The organism is Herbaspirillum sp. CF444 (genome assembly GCF_000282135.1).
Taxonomy (GTDB): Bacteria; Pseudomonadota; Gammaproteobacteria; order Burkholderiales; family Burkholderiaceae_D; genus Herbaspirillum.
The window spans coordinates 12,876-30,886 of the sequence record NZ_AKJW01000008.1 but is presented as its reverse complement, the minus strand read 5'-3'; the positions used below and the strand labels follow the sequence as shown (position 1 = coordinate 30,886).

Annotated in this window: 16 protein-coding genes; 8 read left to right on the top strand and 8 right to left on the bottom strand. The window is 59.9% G+C overall.

Annotated elements, in window-relative coordinates; genetic code table 11:
• Positions 1 to 6 precede the first annotated feature (6 nt).
• Both PMI16_RS01195 and PMI16_RS01190 read left to right on the top strand, forming a co-directional pair.
• Positions 7 to 1,596 (top strand): ABC transporter substrate-binding protein, encoded by a 1,590-nt coding sequence (locus tag PMI16_RS01195; RefSeq protein ID WP_007875548.1) that lies wholly within the window; start codon positions 7 to 9, stop codon positions 1,594 to 1,596.
• Between the two features lie 145 nt (positions 1,597 to 1,741).
• Positions 1,742 to 2,314, top strand: a complete 573-nt coding sequence (locus PMI16_RS01190; protein ID WP_237719764.1) for a DUF7482 domain-containing protein — start codon at positions 1,742 to 1,744, stop codon at positions 2,312 to 2,314.
• 12 nt (positions 2,315 to 2,326) lie between these two features.
• Here PMI16_RS01190 and PMI16_RS01185 read toward each other — a convergent pair whose 3' ends face one another.
• The gene (locus PMI16_RS01185) at positions 2,327 to 3,559 is read right to left on the bottom strand and encodes an MFS transporter (RefSeq protein ID WP_007875544.1); all 1,233 of its coding nucleotides are present in this window, start codon (positions 3,557 to 3,559) and stop codon (positions 2,327 to 2,329) included.
• Between the two features lie 143 nt (positions 3,560 to 3,702).
• Between PMI16_RS01185 and PMI16_RS01180 the strand changes: the two genes are divergently transcribed.
• Positions 3,703 to 4,752, top strand: a complete 1,050-nt coding sequence (locus PMI16_RS01180) for an NADP(H)-dependent aldo-keto reductase (protein WP_007875543.1) — start codon at positions 3,703 to 3,705, stop codon at positions 4,750 to 4,752.
• A gap of 104 nt (positions 4,753 to 4,856) precedes the next feature.
• On the opposite strand, the gene PMI16_RS01175 is transcribed toward PMI16_RS01180, so the two are convergent.
• The 6 genes from PMI16_RS01175 to PMI16_RS01150 form a co-directional block, all read right to left on the bottom strand.
• Positions 4,857 to 5,873 carry a TRAP transporter substrate-binding protein gene (locus PMI16_RS01175; RefSeq protein WP_007875542.1) on the bottom strand — a complete coding sequence of 339 codons (1,017 nt, stop codon included), beginning with the start codon at positions 5,871 to 5,873 and terminating at the stop codon, positions 4,857 to 4,859.
• Positions 5,874 to 5,894: 21 nt separating this feature from the next.
• Positions 5,895 to 7,019 (bottom strand): zinc-dependent alcohol dehydrogenase family protein, encoded by a 1,125-nt coding sequence (locus PMI16_RS01170; protein ID WP_007875541.1) that lies wholly within the window; start codon positions 7,017 to 7,019, stop codon positions 5,895 to 5,897.
• Between the two features lie 130 nt (positions 7,020 to 7,149).
• Complete coding sequence (locus tag PMI16_RS01165) at positions 7,150 to 7,986, bottom strand: HpcH/HpaI aldolase/citrate lyase family protein (RefSeq protein WP_007875540.1); 837 nt, start codon at positions 7,984 to 7,986, stop codon at positions 7,150 to 7,152.
• The gene (locus tag PMI16_RS01160) at positions 7,986 to 9,176 is read right to left on the bottom strand and encodes a CaiB/BaiF CoA transferase family protein (protein WP_007875537.1); all 1,191 of its coding nucleotides are present in this window, start codon (positions 9,174 to 9,176) and stop codon (positions 7,986 to 7,988) included. The genes PMI16_RS01165 and PMI16_RS01160 overlap by 1 nt, the downstream gene beginning before the upstream one ends.
• 64 nt (positions 9,177 to 9,240) lie before the next feature.
• The gene (locus tag PMI16_RS01155; RefSeq protein ID WP_007875535.1) at positions 9,241 to 10,401 is read right to left on the bottom strand and encodes an acyl-CoA dehydrogenase family protein; all 1,161 of its coding nucleotides are present in this window, start codon (positions 10,399 to 10,401) and stop codon (positions 9,241 to 9,243) included.
• Positions 10,402 to 10,425: 24 nt separating this feature from the next.
• Entirely contained in the window at positions 10,426 to 11,304 is an 879-nt protein-coding gene (locus PMI16_RS01150) for an FAS1-like dehydratase domain-containing protein (RefSeq protein ID WP_007875533.1), read from the bottom strand.
• A 452-nt stretch (positions 11,305 to 11,756) separates the two neighbouring features.
• On the opposite strand from PMI16_RS01150, the gene PMI16_RS01145 reads away from it, so the two are divergent.
• The 5 genes from PMI16_RS01145 to PMI16_RS01125 all read left to right on the top strand — a co-directional run bounded on the left by PMI16_RS01145 (position 11,757) and on the right by PMI16_RS01125 (position 16,943).
• Positions 11,757 to 12,557, top strand: coding sequence for a putative hydro-lyase (locus PMI16_RS01145; protein ID WP_007875531.1), 801 nt, complete (start codon positions 11,757 to 11,759; stop codon positions 12,555 to 12,557).
• A gap of 62 nt (positions 12,558 to 12,619) precedes the next feature.
• Positions 12,620 to 13,873: an MFS transporter gene (locus tag PMI16_RS01140; RefSeq protein ID WP_007875528.1), complete on the top strand. Its 1,254-nt coding sequence runs from the start codon at positions 12,620 to 12,622 to the stop codon at positions 13,871 to 13,873.
• Between the two features lie 376 nt (positions 13,874 to 14,249).
• Positions 14,250 to 15,491 carry a glutamate carboxypeptidase gene (locus PMI16_RS01135; protein ID WP_007875526.1) on the top strand — a complete coding sequence of 414 codons (1,242 nt, stop codon included), beginning with the start codon at positions 14,250 to 14,252 and terminating at the stop codon, positions 15,489 to 15,491.
• Between the two features lie 85 nt (positions 15,492 to 15,576).
• Positions 15,577 to 15,936, top strand: a complete 360-nt coding sequence (locus tag PMI16_RS01130) for a VOC family protein (RefSeq protein ID WP_007875524.1) — start codon at positions 15,577 to 15,579, stop codon at positions 15,934 to 15,936.
• 80 nt (positions 15,937 to 16,016) lie between these two features.
• Positions 16,017 to 16,943: a LysR family transcriptional regulator gene (locus PMI16_RS01125; protein ID WP_007875522.1), complete on the top strand. Its 927-nt coding sequence runs from the start codon at positions 16,017 to 16,019 to the stop codon at positions 16,941 to 16,943.
• A 3-nt stretch (positions 16,944 to 16,946) separates the two neighbouring features.
• On the opposite strand, the gene PMI16_RS01120 is transcribed toward PMI16_RS01125, so the two are convergent.
• Positions 16,947 to 17,711: a sulfite exporter TauE/SafE family protein gene (locus PMI16_RS01120; RefSeq protein WP_007875520.1), complete on the bottom strand. Its 765-nt coding sequence runs from the start codon at positions 17,709 to 17,711 to the stop codon at positions 16,947 to 16,949.
• Between the last annotated feature and the right edge of the window lie 300 nt (positions 17,712 to 18,011).

Sequence of the window (18,011 nt, the reverse complement as noted above, 5' to 3'; positions counted from 1 at the left end):
GTTGTGATGGCACTGTCTTTCAAGAAAAAACTGCTCGGCCTGGCGTTCAGCGGCATCGCCGCCACCGTCGCGCTGCCTCTGACGGCGCATTCCGTCGCGGCTGCCGAACTCAAGATCGGCCTGTTCGCCGACGTCTCCACGCTGGATCCGCACTTCAACAACATTGCCCCGAACATCTCGCTGTCGTCGCATCTGTTCGACGCGCTGGTCAACGTCGACGCCACCGGCAAGCTGATCCCGGGCCTCGCGACCTCGTGGAAAGCCGTCGATCCGACCACCTGGGAATTCAAGCTGCGCCGCGGCGTCAAGTTCCACGACGGCTCCGATTTCACCGCTGAAGACGTGGTGTTCTCGCTGGACCGCCCTGCCACGCTGACCAACAGCCCCGGCCCGTTCACCAGCTACACCAAGCAGATCGTCGCCAAGGAAATCGTCGATCCCTACACCGTGCGCCTGAAGACGGCAACGCCCTACGGCCCGCTGGCGCTGGACGTGAGCACCATTTTCATCGTCTCCAAAAAAGCGGCGCAAAACGCCACCACGGAGGACTTCAACAGCGGCAAGGCCCTGATCGGCACCGGTCCGTTCAAGTTCGGCAGTTTCAAGCGCGGCGACAGCATCGAGCTGGTGCGCAACGACAGTTACTGGGGCGGCAAGGCCGACTGGGATAAGGTCACCTTCCGCATCCTGACCTCCGACGGCGCGCGTCTGGCCGCCCTGCTGGCCGGCGAAGTCGACGCCATCGACAGCGTGCCGCCGGCCGACGTGCCCAAGCTGAAGACCAATCCGAAATTCGAACTGGTGCAACGCACGTCGTGGCGCACGATTTTCTGGACGCTGGATCAGTCGCGCGACAAGACGCCCGACATCACCGACAAAGCCGGCAAGCCATTGGACAAGAATCCGCTGAAGGACATCCGCGTGCGTCAGGCGATTTCCAAAGCCATCAATCGTCAGGCGCTGACCGAACGCACGCTGGAAGGTCTCGGCACGCCGGCGTCCAATATCGTTGCCCCGGGCATCCTCGGCTATGCCGACAACCTGAAGGTCGAGAAGTACGATCCTGAAGGCGCCAAGAAACTGCTGGCCGCCGCCGGTTATCCGAACGGCTTCGCGCTGACGCTGCACGGTCCGAACAACCGCTACATCAATGACGAGCGCGTGGTGCAAACGGTGGCGCAATTCCTCAGCCGCATCGGCATCCAGACCAAGGTCGAGACCTTCCCGCTGTCGGTTTATTTCGGCAAGGCGCGCAACGGCGACTTCAGCGTGGCATTGCTGGGCTGGGGTACGCTGGCAGGCGACTTCGGGCTGCGCACGCTGGTCGGCACCACCGACGCCAGCACCGGCTGGGGTTCGTGGAACTGGGGCAAGTACAGCAATCCGCAAGTCGACAAACTGGTGCAATCCTCGCTGGCATCTGTGGATGAAAAGCAGCGCCAGGAATTCGCCAAGCAGGCGGCAACCGTGGCGCTGACCGATTACGCCGTGATTCCACTGCATCATCAATACGCCACCTGGGCCGTGCGCAAGGGCATCAAGTACACGCCGCGCATCGACGAATTCACCTTCGCGCATCAGTTCCATCCGCAATAACGCAGCGTTCGTCTCACGACGTCAAAAAGGCCTGCCGGCATTCTTGCCGCAGGCCTTTTTTCCTGGTCGCTGTAATATCCTGGGCAGAATGACGACCAATCGACATTTGCAGACTTATTCGCTGACGCCCTCGAAAGTATCGAACATGAAAAAAAACCTCCTGCCCACGGCGCTCTCCTCGCTTCTTCTTTGCACCGTCCTGTCGCCCCTCTCCGCCGCACAGGCGCAGCAGACCGGCGACGTCGTCGAACTGCCGCTGATCTCAGGCTGGTACGACGGCAAGGTGGTGCGCTACGTCACCACCGACGTGTCCGATAAAAAGGCCGCCGCCGACATGGGCGCCAACTATGTGCCGCGCCTGGCCAACGCCATCAGCCAGCAACGCCAGCCGGGACAAGCCGGCGCGGTCGAGCGTATCTATTCGTTCGTGAATTTCAAGCAAGGCGGGGTCTTGCCTTCGCTGCCGTCGCCGACCGGCGCAGCCAGCGAGAACGTCAACTATTCGCCGCTGTGGCAGGTGCACAAGGTGAGCTGGCTGCCGGGAAAGCAGCCGCGCGTATTGAAGTCGGAAGAAGAAGTGCTGGCCGCCGAAGAAGCCGGCCTGGTCAGCATTGAAAAGACCAACCTGATCGTCAATTGCCCGGTGGTGTTTTCGGCGGAAGGCGGCACGCTGCCCAACATCCGCATCCATCTCGCCAATCAGGATCCTGAACCCTGAGCGTTCTGCGCCTTATTTTTTGTCGGCCGGCGCCAACCGGTCGACCTGAAACAACTGCGGAAACAGCCGTATCCACAGCACCACCACCACCAGCGTGCCGATGCCGCCGATCAGCACGGCCGGCACGGCGCCGAACCATGCCGCGGTAAGCCCGGACTCGAATTCACCCAGCTGATTCGAGGTACCGATGAAGACCGAATTGACGGCGCTCACGCGACCGCGCATTGCATCCGGCGTTTCCAGTTGCACGAACGTCGAACGTACCACCACGCTGATCATGTCGGACGCGCCCAGCACCACCAGCGCCAGCAACGACAGGATGAAGGACTGCGACAGACCGAACACGATCGTCGCGCAGCCGAAGATGGCGACCGCGATGAACATGGTGCGGCCGATGCGGCCTCTCAGCGGATTGCGCGCCAGGAACAAGGCGACCGACAAAGCCCCCACAGCAGGCGCCGAGCGCAACAGGCCCAGACCGACGGAATTCGTATGCAAGATATCGTGCGCATACACCGGCAACAAGGCCGTTGCGCCACCCAGCAACACTGCAAACAGATCGAGAGAGATCGCGCCAAAAATCGCCGGTTTGCTGCGAATGTAGGCGATACCGGCAAACACCGATTTGAGCGTTGCATTCTCACGTTTGGAAGGCGGTGTCTCGACCTTGATCAGCGACACCAGCACGCTGCACAAGATAAACATGATGCAGCTGGTGACATACACCACCGACGGTCCCGCCACATAGAGAAAGCCGCCCATCGCCGGACCGACGATGATCGCCACTTGTGTGGCCGATGCGGATCCCGCGACAGCGCGCGGCAGCAGCGACGGCGGCATCAAGGTCGGCAGCATCGCCGACATCGTCGGCTTGCTGAACGCCCTGCCTGCGCCGATCACAAACACGATCGCGAAAATCGCCTCCTTGTTCAGCCAGCCGCCGATGCTGCCTGCAGCAAGAAGACCGGCGGCAATCGCTTCCACCAGAATACTGAGGCGCGCCACCTGACGGCGATCATGACGGTCGGCGACATGGCCGACGATGAACACCAGGAACAGGGAAGGAATAAACTGCACCAGCCCGACGATGCCCAGGTCGAAGGCGCTGTGCGTCAATTGGTAGACTTGCCAGCCCACGGCGACGATCTGCATTTGCAGCGCAATCGTCGAGGCCACGCTTGCCAGCCAGAACAAACAAAAAGAGCGATGGTGCAGCAGTTGTTCCGTGTCTATGGTGGCAGTCATTGGCGGGGAATATTCTTATGCGGTGAGAGGCGCTGCGTGAAGTTTCACGCGCGGATATACTACTTCATTTCCCGCACGCCGTCTGTCCGTGTGTTGTACGCACGTTTCGTCGTGTCTTGTCAGCCTTCCGAAAGGATTCACCCATGCAATACCGCCCTCTTGGCCGCACCAACATCAACGTCAGCCTGATCACGCTCGGCACCATGACCTGGGGCGAACAAAACACCGAGGCCGAAGCGCACGCGCAACTCGACTACGCCACCGAGCGCGGCATCAACCTGATCGACGTCGCCGAAATGTATCCGGTGCCGCCCAAGGCCGAGACCCAGGGCCTGAGCGAACGCTACCTCGGCACCTGGCTGAAGAAATCCGGCAAGCGCGACCAACTGCTGATCGCCACCAAGGCCACCGGCCCTGCACGCAAGCCGCACAACCCGCGCCATGTCCGCGGCGGCATCAACAACTTCGACCGCAAAGGCCTGACCGAAGCACTCCACGGCAGCCTGGAGCGTCTGCAACTCGATCACGTCGATCTGTATCAATTGCACTGGCCGGACCGCAGCGTCAACAGCTTCGGCCAACTCAACTACGCACACGTCGCCGATGAAGACACCGTCGCCATCGATGAAACGCTGCGCATCCTGTCCGAATTCGTCAAGGCCGGCAAGATCCGCCATATCGGCCTGTCCAATGAAACTTCATGGGGCGTTGCGCAATTCCTGCGCGCGGCGGAAAAATTCGACCTGGAGCGCGTCGTCACCATCCAGAATCCATACAACCTGCTGAATCGCTCCTTCGAAATCAACCTGGCGGAATTCGCCCATCGCGAACAAGTCGGCTTGCTGGCTTATTCGCCGCTGGCCTTCGGCATGTTGTCGGGAAAATACGAAAACGGCGCGCGTCCTGCCGCCGGCCGCCTGACCCTGTTTGAACGCTTCATGCGCTACACAAATCTGCAGGCAGAAGCCGCGACCAAGGCTTACGTCGCCCTCGCGCGCAAGCATGGCATCGACCCGGCGCAAATGGCGCTGGCCTATGTCAACAGCCGTCCTTTCGTCACCTCCAACATCATCGGCGCCACCACCATGGACCAGTTGCGCAGCAATATCGACAGCCTGTCGGTGCAACTGCCGGCTGAAATCGTCGAACAGATCGACGCGATCCACAAGACGCAACCGAACCCTGCGCCCTGATTTGCAGCGGTCAAAAACAAAAAAACCGCCGGTTTGCGCCGACGGGCTTTTTCTATATTGAGCCGATGTTGAGTCGATGTTGAGTCGATTGTCGGTCAGGCGATTTACTTCGCCCCCACGATCGCCGTCTCTTTGTAAATTTCCTGAATCAGGTCCTTGCCCACGCGCGATTCCATCGACTTGTGCACCGGCAGCAGCGCTTTGCGCCATTCGGCTTTTTCCGCATCGGTCAGATAGTAGATCCTGGTCTTGCCGGAAGCCTTGATCGCTGCCAGCGCGTCTTCGTTTTCCTGCTGGGCGATGGCGTTGGCGTAGCGGGTCGCGTCTTTCATTGCCGACTCGAGTTGAGTACGAATATCGGCCGGCAGGTTGTCCCAGAATTTCTTGTTCACGATCACCGCATAGCCGATGTAGCCGTGATCGGAAACAGTCAGTTGCGACTGCACTTCATACACTTTCTGCGTATAGATGTTGGAAGGCGTGTTCTCGCTGCCGTCGACCACGCCGGTCTGCATGGCCTGATATACCTCGGAGAACGCCAGCACTTGCGGATTCGCCTTCAATGCGCGGAACTGTTCGTCCAATACCTTGGACGACTGGATGCGCATCTTCAGGCCGCGGAAATCGGTAACCTTGTGCAATGGCTTGTTGGCGGTCATCACCTTCATGCCGTTGTCCCAGTAGGCCAGTCCCTTGATGCCCTTGCCTTCCAGCTTCCTGAACAGACCCTGGCCGATCGGGCCTTCGGTGATGCGCGCCAGCACGGCGCGATTCGGGAAGATGTAGGGCAAGTCGAATACTTCATATTCCTTCACGCCCAGCGGACCGAACTTGGCCAGCGACGGCGCCAGCATTTGCACGGCGCCGAGCTGCAAGGCTTCCATCTCTTCCTTGTCCTTGTAGAGCTGGCTGTTGGGATAGACCTCGACCTTCACGCGGCCTTTGGTGCGCTCTTCGGCCAGTTGCTTGAAGCGTTCCGCGCCCTTGCCTTTGGGCGTGTTGTTCGCCACCACGTGGCTGAACTTGATGACGATGGGTTGCTGCGCGAACGTTGGCGTCGCCTGCCATGCCAATGCCAGAACAAGCGCCGTCGTTGCGGCGGTGAATATTTTTTTCATCATGCCTTGTCTCCTCGTTGAACCTCAAAAAACAATCAAGTCACGCAATCCTTCCCCCGATGCCAGACGGTCGAAACCGCTGTTGATATCGGACAGGGCAAGACGCTGTCCCATCAGTTTGTCGACCGGCAGGCGTCCGCTTTGATACAAGCCGATATAGCGCGGGATGTCGCGCACCGGTACGCAGGAGCCGATGTAGCTGCCTTTGACCGTGCGCTCTTCCGCCACCAGGCTGACCTGTTGCAAGGCCCATTTCTGATCGGGCGCGGGCAAGCCGGCGGTAACCGTCATGCCGCCGCGACGCGTCATCCGGTAGGCCGCTTCCATGGCTTGCACCGAACCGGCCATCTCGAAGGCGTAGTCGACGCCGCCCCTGGTCAGCGCCTTGACCTTTTCCACTGCATCGGGATCGCGCGCGTTGACCGTGGCAGTCGCGCCCAGCGATTTCGCCAACGCCAACTTGCTGTCGTGCAGGTCAACGGCAATCACCTCGCGCGCGCCGGATGCCAGCGCGCCCAGCATGGCGCACAAACCGACGCCGCCCAGCCCCAGCACGGCGGCGGTGGTCCCGGCTTTCACCTCGGCGGTATTGACGGCTGCGCCGACGCCGGTCAATACCGCGCAACCGAACAATGCGGCTTCGACCGGATCGATGTCGGCATCGATCTTGACGCAAGAGCGGCGCGACACCACGGCGTGATCCGCAAACGCCGACACGCCGAGGTGATGGTTGACGAGCTTGTTCTGCGCGCGCAGGCGCATGGCGCCCGACAACAAGCGGCCCTTGGTGTTGGCCTCGGCGCCCGGTTCGCACAGCGCAGGGCGTCCCTCCATGCAAGGCAGGCAATGTCCGCAGCTGGGCACGAACACCAGCACGACGAGATCGCCGGGACGCAGATCGTTGACGCCGGCGCCGACTTCGACCACCTCGCCGGAAGCCTCATGTCCCAGCGCCATCGGCATCGGACGCGGACGCGCGCCGATAATCACCGACAGATCGGAATGGCACAGGCCGGCGGCGCGCATCTTGATCAATACCTCGCCCGGTCCCGGTGCGTCGAGATCGAGTTCTTCAATCTGCAACGGCCGGCTGCCGGCGAAAGGTTCGACCGTGGTCATTTCTCTGAGTACTGCTGCCTGGATCTTCATGTCTGTCTCCCTTGTCGGATGATGCATGCGATGTCGAATAATCTTGGATCACGTTTTGACTTCAATCTCCGTTTTACCCTATTTCCGCATGCAATTCGACTATTGCCGCTCTCCGTTTTTCATCCGCTGTCTACCTGTTCTGGCGTAGAAATCGCTCTGCCTGCATGATCACCGGTTTGTCGATCATCTTGCCGTTCAATGAAATCGCGCCGCCGTCGCTCTTCGCCACCGCATCCATGACGACACGCGCCCAGAGCATCTCTTCTTCGCTCGGCAGGAAACCTTGATTGACGACGTCCACCTGGCGCGGATGAATGCACAACTTGGCGCCGAAGCCGGTGCGCCGGGCGCGATTCACCGCCGCCGCCAGGAATGTCGCATCATCAAAATCCGTCGTGACGCCGTCGACCGGCTGGGCAATGTTCGCCAGCCTTGAAGCGATCACCATCTCGATACGCAGATGCGACAGTTCGCTTTCCAGCGGTTCGCACTGGATGCCCAGGTCGACTTGCAGATCGATAGAGCCGAACACCAGCCGCTCGACGTATTCCGCCTGAGCGATCTGGCGCATCTGCGCGATGCCGACCGCGGTTTCAATGAGCGGCAGCACGCGCGACAGGCTGCACGCTCCCGTGAAGTGCCGTGCAATATGGCCAATCGCGTCGCAGTCCTCAACCTTGGGCAAGACGATGCCGGCAATCGGCACAGTGGCGAAACAGCGCACGTCATCCGCATGCCATGGCGTGTCGGCCGCGTTGATGCGCACCCACAGGTTGGCAGGCGGCTGCGCCTGCCGTGTTTGTTCCTCCAGCCAGTCCGACAAGCTGTCCCGCGCTTGCGTCTTGAGCGACGGCGCCACCGCGTCCTCCAGATCCACGATCACGGCATCCGCGCCGCTGCCCAAGGCCTTGACGTAGCGATCCGGCCGATTGGCGGGAACGAAAAGATAGGAACGCGCCGACGACATCAGATTGCTCCACGCTCGCGCAACCGGCCGATCTGCGTTTCCGTATAGCCGAGCTTGCCGAGGATGGCGTCGGTGTGCTGCCCCAATGCCGGGATAGCATCCATGCGGAAGTCGTAAGTATTGTTGACGCCCGGCGGCAATAGCGCAGGCAGCGTTCCGGCCGGCGAGCCCACCTCGGCCCAGCGTTCGCGCGCCGCCAGTTGCGGATGCCGCCACAGGTCTTGCATGGTGTTCACGTGCGCATTGGCGATCTGCGCGTCATCGAGCCTTGCCACAACCTGCTCCGCCGTCAGCGGCGCAAACATGTCGAGGATCAGCTTGCGCAGCGCCGCGCGGTTTTCATGGCGGCGCGAATTGGTCGAGAAGCGCACATCCAGCGTCAGCGAAGCATCTTGCAGCACCGATTCGCAGAATACCTTCCACTCGCGCTCATTCTGCAAGCCCAGCATCACGACCTTGCCGTCGCCGGCCGTGAACGGCCCGTAGGGATAGATCGTCGCGTGCTCCGCGCCCGAACGCACCGGCGCCGATGCCCCCTGGTAAGCGTAGTACATCGGAAAACTCATCCACTCGGTCAGCGATTCCAGCATCGACAGATCGATGTGGCTGCCGACGCCGTCGCGACCGCGCTTGATCAGCGCCGCCAGGATGTGCGAATAGGCATACATGCCCGCCGCAATATCGGCAATCGAGCAACCGGCCTTGGCCTGCTCGTCGGCGGTCCCCGTCACCGACAGGAAACCGGCCTCGCTCTGGATCAGCAAGTCATAGGCTTTCTTGTCGCGATAAGGGCCGTTCTCGCCGTAGCCGGAGATATCGCAGACGATCAGACGCGGATTCTTCTTATGCAACATCGTCGCCGACAAGCCCAGCCCGGCAGCCGCGCCCGGCGCAAGGTTCTGCACCAGCACGTCGGCCTCGGCCAGCAGTTGATCGATGATGGCCTTGCCGTCCTCGTCCTTCAGATTGAGCGTCAGGCTTTCCTTGGAGCGATTGGTCCAGACGAAATGCGAAGACAATCCATTGACGCGCTCGTCGTAACCGCGTGCAAAGTCGCCGACGCCGGGACGTTCGACCTTGATCACGCGCGCACCCATGTCGGCCAGTTGGCGCGTGCAGAACGGCGCGGCAATGGCGTGTTCAAGACTAATGACGGTAATGCCTTCGAGAGGACGCGAGGATTGCATCATGATTTTTCTCTTGCCTGAAAAGTTGATGGAGACGAAAGCATCAGCGGACAGGAACCTCAGCGCATCAGAACGAGCGCGGCAAACCGAGGATGTGCTCGGCCACGTAGGAATAAATCAGGTTGGTAGAAATTGGCGCCACCTGATACAGGCGCGTCTCGCGGAACTTGCGCTCGACATCGTATTCGCAGGCGAAGCCGAAACCGCCATGCGTTTGCAGACAGACGTTGGCGGCTTCCCACGACGCCTTGGCGGCGAGGAATTTCGCCATGTTGGCCTGTGCGCCGCAAGGCTGATGCGCGTCGAACAATTCGCAAGCCTTGAAGCGCATCAGGTTGGCGGCTTCCAGCTCGATATAGCTGTCGGCGATGGGAAACTGCACGCCCTGGTTCATGCCGATGGGACGATCGAAGACGATGCGTTCCTTGGCATATTGCGTCGCCTTGTCGATGAACCAGTAGCCGTCGCCGATGCATTCCGCGGCGATCAGCGTGCGTTCGGCGTTGAGGCCGTCGAGGATGTATTTGAAGCCCTTGCCTTCTTCGCCGATCAGATTCTCTGCCGGGATGTCGAGGTTGTCGAAGAACAGCTCATTGGTCTCGTGATTGACCATGTTGAGGATGGGTCGCACCGACATGCCGTTGGCGATGGCGTGCTTGAGGTCGACCAGGAAGATCGACATGCCTTCCGATTTCTTTTTGACCTGGTCCAGCGGCGTCGTACGCGCCAGCAGGATCATCAGGTCGGAGTGCTGGATGCGCGAGATCCACACCTTCTGGCCGTTGACGACGTAACGGTCGCCCTTCTTCACGGCGACGGTCTTGATCCTGGTGGTGTCGGTGCCGGTGGTCGGCTCGGTCACGCCCATCGACTGCAGGCGCAGTTCGCCGCTGGCGATCTTCGGCAGATACCGTTGCTTCTGCTGCGCGGAGCCGTGGCGCAGCAAGGTGCCCATGTTGTACATCTGGCCGTGGCAGGCGCCGGAGTTGCCGCCGGTGCGGTTGATTTCCTCCATGATGACGGAGGCTTCGGTCAGGCCCAGGCCCGAACCGCCGTACTCGGCGGGAATCAGGGCCGCCAGCCAGCCGGCCCTGGTCAGCGCATCGACGAATTCTGCGGGATAGCCGCGTGCCTCGTCGACCTTGCGCCAGTATTCGGGCGGAAAGGTATTGCACAAATCGCGCACGGCGTCGCGCAGGTCTTGATAAGCGTCCGGTTGATGCGACATTGCCATTTTCTCCGGTTGATTGATTCATGCCAACATGGCCTGCGCCTGCATCGCCAGTTCGCCGCGCAGGTTCTGCGCCCACAACGTGGCGCTCTTGCCGTCGGCCGACAACTTGCCGCAGATCTCGAAGGCTTCGGTATCGAACAGACTGCCGACGGCGCGAAAATTGAATTCCACCAGCCGCGCCAGCGGCAGCTTGCGGCCAAGCAAGTCGACCAGCAAAGTGGCAATCAGCGGACCATGCACGATCAGACCCGGATACCCCTCGACACCGGTGACATAGCTGCGGTCGTAATGGATGCGGTGACCGTTGAAGGTCAGTGCGGAATAGCGGAACAGCAGCACCGGATCGGGTTCGATGCGACGACGCCAGTCGGCTTCCGCCGGCGCCTGTTTCGGTGCGACCGGCACGGCGCCGGGCTGCGGCAAGCCGCGATAGACGATGTCGTGTTCTTCGTGGATGGCAACCTTGCCGTTGTGCGCAATCTCGTGCGCGACCGTGACAAAAGCCAGATCGCCGGTCTTGCCCTTCTTGACGTCGACGCCGGCAATGCGCGATGTCTTGATGGCCGTCGCGCCGATCGGCAACGGGGCGGCGAAACGGAAACGCCCTCCCGCCCACATACGGCGCGGCAGCGGCACCGGCGGCAGGAATCCGCCGCGATGCGGATGGCCGTCGTCGCCGACTTCCGACTGGCGGCACGCCGTCCAGAAATAAATCCAGTGCCACAACGGCGGCAGAGCGTCGCCGATGGCCGGCGCCTGCGGATGATCCAGCGTGGCCGCCAGCGCCGCGACGAATGCCGGATTGATGGCGTCGATGCGGGACTCGGTCTTGCCGACCCATTGACGCAGCAGCGTCAGATCAATGTCATGCGATGCGGTGTTTGCCGGTGGATTCATGTCTGCGTCTTAACGTTGAATCAAGAATGAGCAGAGTCTGATCGCCATGCATCGTCAAAACAATCTGTATTTTCTGAAGGGGGGCATCGGCTGACGTGAAGTCATCAATGTGCATACGCAGCATTTGTCCGGCCCGCGGATCAATTCCCGGCAGCCATGCCCTTCGGCAGGCATCCGGATGAAACGCGATGCAGCGCTTCCGTCGACACGATGCACTGCAGTGACAAGTTAAAAATTCAAAAAATCTAGTTTATTGTCAATTGTGTAGTGAACACGATTAATGCTTAACTTCTGTTTGCCAAAGCACGTTGAAAAACATGCGCAAGGCCGGCAGCCGATGTCATGCATTTGCGGCAGTGGCGTATCTCGCCTCTGCCTGTGTTCCGACATCAAAGCCGCCGATCCGCGACGGATCCGATACCGCGCGGAACACATAATCAAGGAGACTCTTTGTGCAGACTTCGTCAACTACCTCTTTCTCACATGCCGGCGATGCGCGACAGTCCATTCGCGCGGGAAGCTGGAATGCTCACACCAGCGGGCTCATGCCTCCCTACGTGCAATGCAACATAGTGATCCTGCCGTCGGCACTGGCGTCCGACTTTCTGCGCTTCTGCCAGCGCAATCCCAAGCCTTGTCCGCTGCTGGCGGTATCGGAACCGGGAGTGCCGTTCCTGCCCGACCTGGGGCTCGACATTGACATCCGCACCGATGTACCCCGCTATCACATATGGCGAAACGGGATTTTGCAACAGGAATGCACCGACATTCATGCATTCTGGAATGACGACCTTGTGACGTTTGCATTGGGATGCTCGTTTTCATTCGAGCACGCCCTGATCGAAGCCGGCATATCGCTTCGTCATGTCAATGAACGAAAAAACGTGGCGATGTTCAAGACCGATATCATGACGACGCCCGCCGGCTCCTTGCACGGACCGATGGTGGTATCGATGCGTCCGATGCGAGCGGCGGACGCCATTCGGGCCATACAAATCACCAGCCGCGTCCCCGCAGTTCATGGCGCTCCGGTGCATATAGGCGATCCAGCCCTCATCGGGATCGCCGATATCGCCACGCCGGATTTTGGCGATGCCGTCGATATCCTGCCCGGAGAATTGCCCGTATTCTGGGCGTGTGGCGTCACGCCGCAAGCGGTTGTGATGGCGGCCAAACCGCCGTTTTGCATCACGCATGCTCCCGGCCACATGCTTGTTACCGATTTGCTGAACAAGGATCTTCCCTTCCGATAACCATCGCCGCCTTATCAATCCAGTCCAAATGACATGTCTAATTTTTCGGAGTCAACGATCCCATGTGGCTAAAACAAACAAGCAGCGATGAAAGAAAAACCCTGTTGGCAGCCTTTGCCGGGTATGGCGTCGATGCCTTCGACTATATGATTTACACCTTCCTGATTCCCACGCTCATCATGATCTGGGGGATGAGCAAGGCCGAAGCAGGCTATATCGCCACCGGCGCACTTGTCACCTCTGCCATAGGCGGTTGGCTGGCGGGTATTTTGGCGGATAAATACGGACGCGTGCGCATTTTGCAGCTTACGGTATTGTGGTTCACCGTATTTACGGTATTGAGCGGCTTTACCAACTCGTACGAACAACTCTTCTTCACCCGCGCCATGCAAGGGCTGGGCTTTGGCGGCGAGTGGTCGGTCGGTTCGATATTGATTGCGGAAATGATCCAGGCGCGCCACCGGGGCAAGGCGGTCGGCCTGGTGCAGAGCAGCTGGGCCGTCGGCTGGGGTCTGTCGGCAATTGCCTTCTGGATCGTCTACGCGTTGACCCCTCAGGAACAAGCATGGCGCATCCTGTTCTGGCTTGGCGCATTGCCGGCGCTGCTGATCATTTATATTCGGCGCAATCTGAAAGATCCGCAGGTCTACCTTTCCATGCGCGAGCAAATGCATGCCTCCGGCGATACCGGCAATTTCCTCGATATCTTTTCACCGGCCTTGTTGCGCACCACCATCCTGGCAAGCCTCATGACCAGCGGCATGCAAGGAGCCTACTACTCGGTGACCACATGGTTGCCAACCTATCTGAAAACCGAACGGCACCTATCGGTGCTCAATACCAGTTCTTATCTGCTCATTCTGATCCTCGGATCTTTTCTCGGTTACCTGACCAGCGCCTGGCTATCCGACTACCTGGGGCGTCGCCGCTGCTTCATCTTGTTCGCAGTGTGTGCGGGCACGCTGATTGCAATTTATACGCAAATCCCCATCACGGACGCCATGATGCTGGTGCTGGGTTTCCCTTTGGGCTTTTTTCTATCCGGGATCTTCTCCGGCATGGGAGCCTTCCTCAGCGAGCTGTTTCCCAGCCGGATAAGAGGATCGGGACAGGGATTCTGCTACAACGCCGGACGTGCCGTCGGCGCCATTTGCCCGGCATTGATCGGCTACATGAGTTCTTTCATGCCTCTGGGACTGGCAATCGGCTATCTTGCAGTGGGAGGATACCTGTTGGTCGTCGTTACCGCGTTGACACTGCCTGAAACACGGGGACTTGAATTGTCTTCGGAAACAGGCAATACAGGAGCGCATTGACCGGTTCTGCCCCTGGCGCCGCTCTCCTTTCCATCGGTTGCCCTTTGTGTTGAGGCAATCGTGCGAGGTCGATGTACGCCGTGCGGAGATGCTCATGGGTGGAAATTGTCTTGTGACGGATGCGGGAATGCGACAGAGTCTGAGCGCGTCGGACGCTGTCAAAACAATCCGTATTTTCTGAAGAGGACATCGGCTTTTCCGACATCCCCCATGTGCGTTTGCAGCAATTTTTATTGCGAAGACAGGCCGGCCAAGCCGCACAGCATGACGCATCCGCCGCACGAAAATCTGCTGCTATAGTGACCACCGGGACGAAAAAAAATGGCGCTCCACCGGCCGAAAAATTTCCCGCAAATCAACAACTCAAGAGAGACACATGAAGAAAAAACACCTGATGTCGCTGGTCGCCGTGCTGGCCTGCGCCGCCCCCGTCGCTTCTTATGCACAAGCCGCACCGGCTGACAACGCGCTGCTGCAAGCCGCACAAAAACGCAAGGATGTGCTGATCAAGGATCTAACCACGCTGGTCAACATCGACTCCGGCACCGATGACGCCAAAGGTCTCGGACAAGTGGAAGCCATACTGGCGCAACGCCTCAGGGAAGTCGGCGCCAACGTCGAGATCGTCGCCGCGCCGCCGGCGGCCGGCAAGATGGTGATCGGCAAGCTGCAAGGCAGCGGCACCAAGAACATCATGCTGATGATCCACTTCGATACCGTGTTCGGCGTCGGCGAAGCGGCCAAACGGCCCTTCAAGGTCGTCGGCAACAAGGCCTACGGTCCCGGCGTGGCCGACGCCAAGGGTGGCGCGCTGCTGATCGTGTATGCGCTCGACATCGCGCGCGAACGCGGCTTCAAGGACTACAAGACGCTGACCGTGCTGTTCAATCCCGACGAAGAGAAAAGCTCGCTCGGTTCGCGCGAGATGATCACCAAACTGTCGGCCGATCAGGATTACGTGCTGGTGTTCGAACCGCCCGAAGCCGACGTCGTGACGGTCGCCACCAACGGCATCGCCTACGTCCATCTCGACGTCAAGGGTCGCGCCTCGCATGCCGGCTCCGCGCCGGAAGCCGGCCGCAACGCCGCAGTGGAATTGTCCAACCAGATCATCCAGCTGAAAGATCTCGGCAGTCCGGCCAAGGGCACCACCGTGAACTGGACCGTGATCCAGGCCGGCGACCGCGTCAACATCATCCCTGAAAAAGCCAGCGCCACCGCCGACATGCGCATGTCCGACGTCGGCGAGATCCAGCGCGTGCAGGCCGATGCCGACAAGATCGTCCGGAAGAAGCTGATCCCGGAAACCGAAGTCAAGGTCAAGGTTGAAAACCGCCGTCCACCATTCAGCAAGAATGCCGACAGCGATCGCCTCGCCGCCACCGCCGACGGCATCTACAAGGAACTCGGCAAGTCGATCACGCCGGTGTCGATGCGTTACGGCACCGACGCCGGTTTCGCCTACCATCCGGAAACCGGCAAGCCGATCGTGCTCGACGGCATGGGCATCGTCGGCGACCGCATCCATTCGTCCGACGAATGGGCCGACCTCGACAGCATCGTGCCGCGCCTGTATCTCACGGTGCGCATGATGGAAGCGATGGGCAAAGGAAAGTAATTCTTCCTTGCTTACCATCCGATGCAAACCAAACGGGTCGCCATGACCCGTTTTTCCAATCTCGATTTTCCGGCAGGAGAACGCCATGAAGGTCAAACGCATCGTCGCCAACATCCATACCGAGACCGTCGACCAGGCCAGATCGTTTTACCGCGACATCTTCGGACTCGACGTGCTGATGGATCACGGCTGGATCGCCACCTATGGCTCCGATGAACAGATGAGCGTACAGATCAGCTTTGCTTCGGAAGGCGGCTCGGGCACGCCGACGCCGGACCTGTCGATCGAAGTGGACGACATCGAAGCCGCGCTATTGCGTGTCGCAAAGAGGAACATCCCGCTTGAATACGGTCCCGTCGACGAACCCTGGGGCGTGCGCCGCTTCTATATCCGAGACCCCTTCGGCAAACTGGTCAATGTGCTGGCGCATGCCTCGCAAGTCTGATTTAGGCGTAATATAAGTCTGGATAAAACAGACCGGCACCCTCATCATCTTCATGCCGGCACTCACTTCAGAGAGACATCATGCTATTCGACCTGACCGACCTGCGCCTGTTCATCCTGATTGCCGAACTCAACAGCCTCACCCGCAGCGCCGAGCGCATGAACATGTCGCTGGCGGCGACCAGCAACCGCATCAAGGAACTGGAAACGCGTTTCGGCATGCGCCTGCTCTACCGCGAAAGCAAAGGCGTGCAACTGACTCCCGCCGGGCAGACCTTCCTGAGCCATGCGCAACAATTCATGCAGCAGGTCGAACGTCTCAAGGGCGACATGCAGCAGTACAACAACGGCATCAAGGGTTACATCCGCATTTTCGCCAACACCACGGCGGTGACGGAATTCATGCCCGAGATCCTCGGCAAATTCCTCACGCTGCATCCGCAGGTCAATGTGGCGCTGGAAGAAAGACTGAATCACGACATCTTGCGCGGCATCCAGGAAGGCACCGCCGACATCGGCATCGTCGCCGGCCCGGTACAGGGAGAGGGATTGGAGATCCTGAACTTTTCCACCGATCGCCTGGTCCTGGCAACCGCGCTGGAACATCCGCTGGCCGACAGCGGCAAGGTGAGCTTTGCCGAAACGCTGGAATACGAACACGTCGGCCTGCACGAAGGCAGCACGCTGCATCACTTCCTCAACCGCATCGTGTCGGAAAGCGGCCAGCGTCTCAAATTGCGGATTCAGGTGCGCAGCTTCGAAGCCATGTGCCGCATGGTGGAGACCAACGTCGGCATCGGCATCGTGCCGCACTCCGCTGCGCTGCGCCACAAGCAGACCATGCAACTGAGCCTGATCGAACTGAGCGATCCCTGGAGCGTGCGCGAGCGCAGCATGGTGGTCCAGAACCTGGATGCCCTGCCCCTGTATGCGCGCGACCTGGTGGAATTCATCCGGCAGCAGACGGCGCAGGTGCCGCCGGTGCCGGTGGAAAAAGAAGCGGCGTGAGCGTCAACCGTGGGTCATCATCCACAGCGCAATGACAATGAGCGCTCCGCAAAACAGCATGCGCAGGCGCCGCTCCGGCAAATGATGCGCCAGCGCCACGCCCCAGGAAATGCTCAGCACGCCACCCAGCGCCAGCGGAATACCGACGCTCCAGTCCACATGTCCCGCGCTGGCGTAAGTCCATAGCGCCACCAGCGTGCCGGGCGTCACCATCGCCAGGCCAAGGCCTTGCGCCGCCGTCTGCGTCATGCCGAACAAGCCGACCAGTCCCGGCACCGCCACGATCGCACCGCCGACGCTGAAAAAGCCCGCCGATGCTCCCGCCGCAATACCCATCAGGAAAATATATTTCAATGGAAGACGGGCTCGCGGAATCATTTCCTTCTGCTTGCGCATCAAGGTCCACAGGTAATACACGGCGAGCACCCCCATGAACATCGCAAACGCCAGATGCAGCGAACGCGCATCGATGGAGGTTGCAAAGCGCGCCGCAAAGTAGGTCATGAACACCGCCGGCACCGCCATCTGCAATGTAGAACTCAGCACAATGTTGTTGCGCTGCTTGTAGCGCCAGAATCCGATCACGACGTTCGGCACGATCATCACCAACGCTGTGCCCTGCGCCAATTGTTGATCCATCCCGTACAAAAATCCCAATACGGGAATCGCGATCAGCCCTCCTCCGATGCCGAACAGACCGCCGATTGCGCCGAGCACGCCACCTAGCAAGAAATTGACAATGACCGTGAAATACAAAGAATGCATCATAGGTGTAAAGTACGCACTTGGCTGGACAAGTCCCGTTGAAAAACCGAGAAGACTTGCCGAACCGGCGAACCTAAAAGGAGACAGGCGTGAATAATGGAAGTAGCGGCGTTCTGGTTGTTGTGCTCGAAGCCGGCGTTGTCGTCATCATCGCGCTGGCGATCTATCTGATCCGTAAAAAATAAAACGGACCGATCAAGCGCCCCTCTCCAAGCTGCCTGCCAGTTTATCAGCCAGACCTCGCCGTCACAAGCGCAGCAAGCGATCTGCTCGGAAGCGCCGGATGAACATTTTTAATCCGGC

Bases quoted from the DNA above. Each gene is read 5' to 3' on its own strand.
- PMI16_RS01130 (WP_007875524.1), top strand. From the start codon at position 15,577: ATGAAGGTCAAACGCATCGTCGCCAACATCCATACCGAGACCGTCGAC.
- PMI16_RS01175 (WP_007875542.1), bottom strand. From the start codon at position 5,873: ATGATGAAAAAAATATTCACCGCCGCAACGACGGCGCTTGTTCTGGCA.
- PMI16_RS01195 (WP_007875548.1), top strand. From the start codon at position 7: ATGGCACTGTCTTTCAAGAAAAAACTGCTCGGCCTGGCGTTCAGCGGC.
- PMI16_RS01125 (WP_007875522.1), top strand. From the start codon at position 16,017: ATGCTATTCGACCTGACCGACCTGCGCCTGTTCATCCTGATTGCCGAA.
- PMI16_RS01160 (WP_007875537.1), bottom strand. From the start codon at position 9,176: ATGATGCAATCCTCGCGTCCTCTCGAAGGCATTACCGTCATTAGTCTT.
- PMI16_RS01190 (WP_237719764.1), top strand. From the start codon at position 1,742: ATGAAAAAAAACCTCCTGCCCACGGCGCTCTCCTCGCTTCTTCTTTGC.
- PMI16_RS01185 (WP_007875544.1), bottom strand. From the start codon at position 3,559: ATGACTGCCACCATAGACACGGAACAACTGCTGCACCATCGCTCTTTT.
- PMI16_RS01180 (WP_007875543.1), top strand. From the start codon at position 3,703: ATGCAATACCGCCCTCTTGGCCGCACCAACATCAACGTCAGCCTGATC.
- PMI16_RS01170 (WP_007875541.1), bottom strand. From the start codon at position 7,019: ATGAAGATCCAGGCAGCAGTACTCAGAGAAATGACCACGGTCGAACCT.
- PMI16_RS01120 (WP_007875520.1), bottom strand. From the start codon at position 17,711: ATGATGCATTCTTTGTATTTCACGGTCATTGTCAATTTCTTGCTAGGT.
- PMI16_RS01140 (WP_007875528.1), top strand. From the start codon at position 12,620: ATGTGGCTAAAACAAACAAGCAGCGATGAAAGAAAAACCCTGTTGGCA.
- PMI16_RS01165 (WP_007875540.1), bottom strand. From the start codon at position 7,986: ATGTCGTCGGCGCGTTCCTATCTTTTCGTTCCCGCCAATCGGCCGGAT.
- PMI16_RS01150 (WP_007875533.1), bottom strand. From the start codon at position 11,304: ATGAATCCACCGGCAAACACCGCATCGCATGACATTGATCTGACGCTG.
- PMI16_RS01135 (WP_007875526.1), top strand. From the start codon at position 14,250: ATGAAGAAAAAACACCTGATGTCGCTGGTCGCCGTGCTGGCCTGCGCC.
- PMI16_RS01155 (WP_007875535.1), bottom strand. From the start codon at position 10,401: ATGTCGCATCAACCGGACGCTTATCAAGACCTGCGCGACGCCGTGCGC.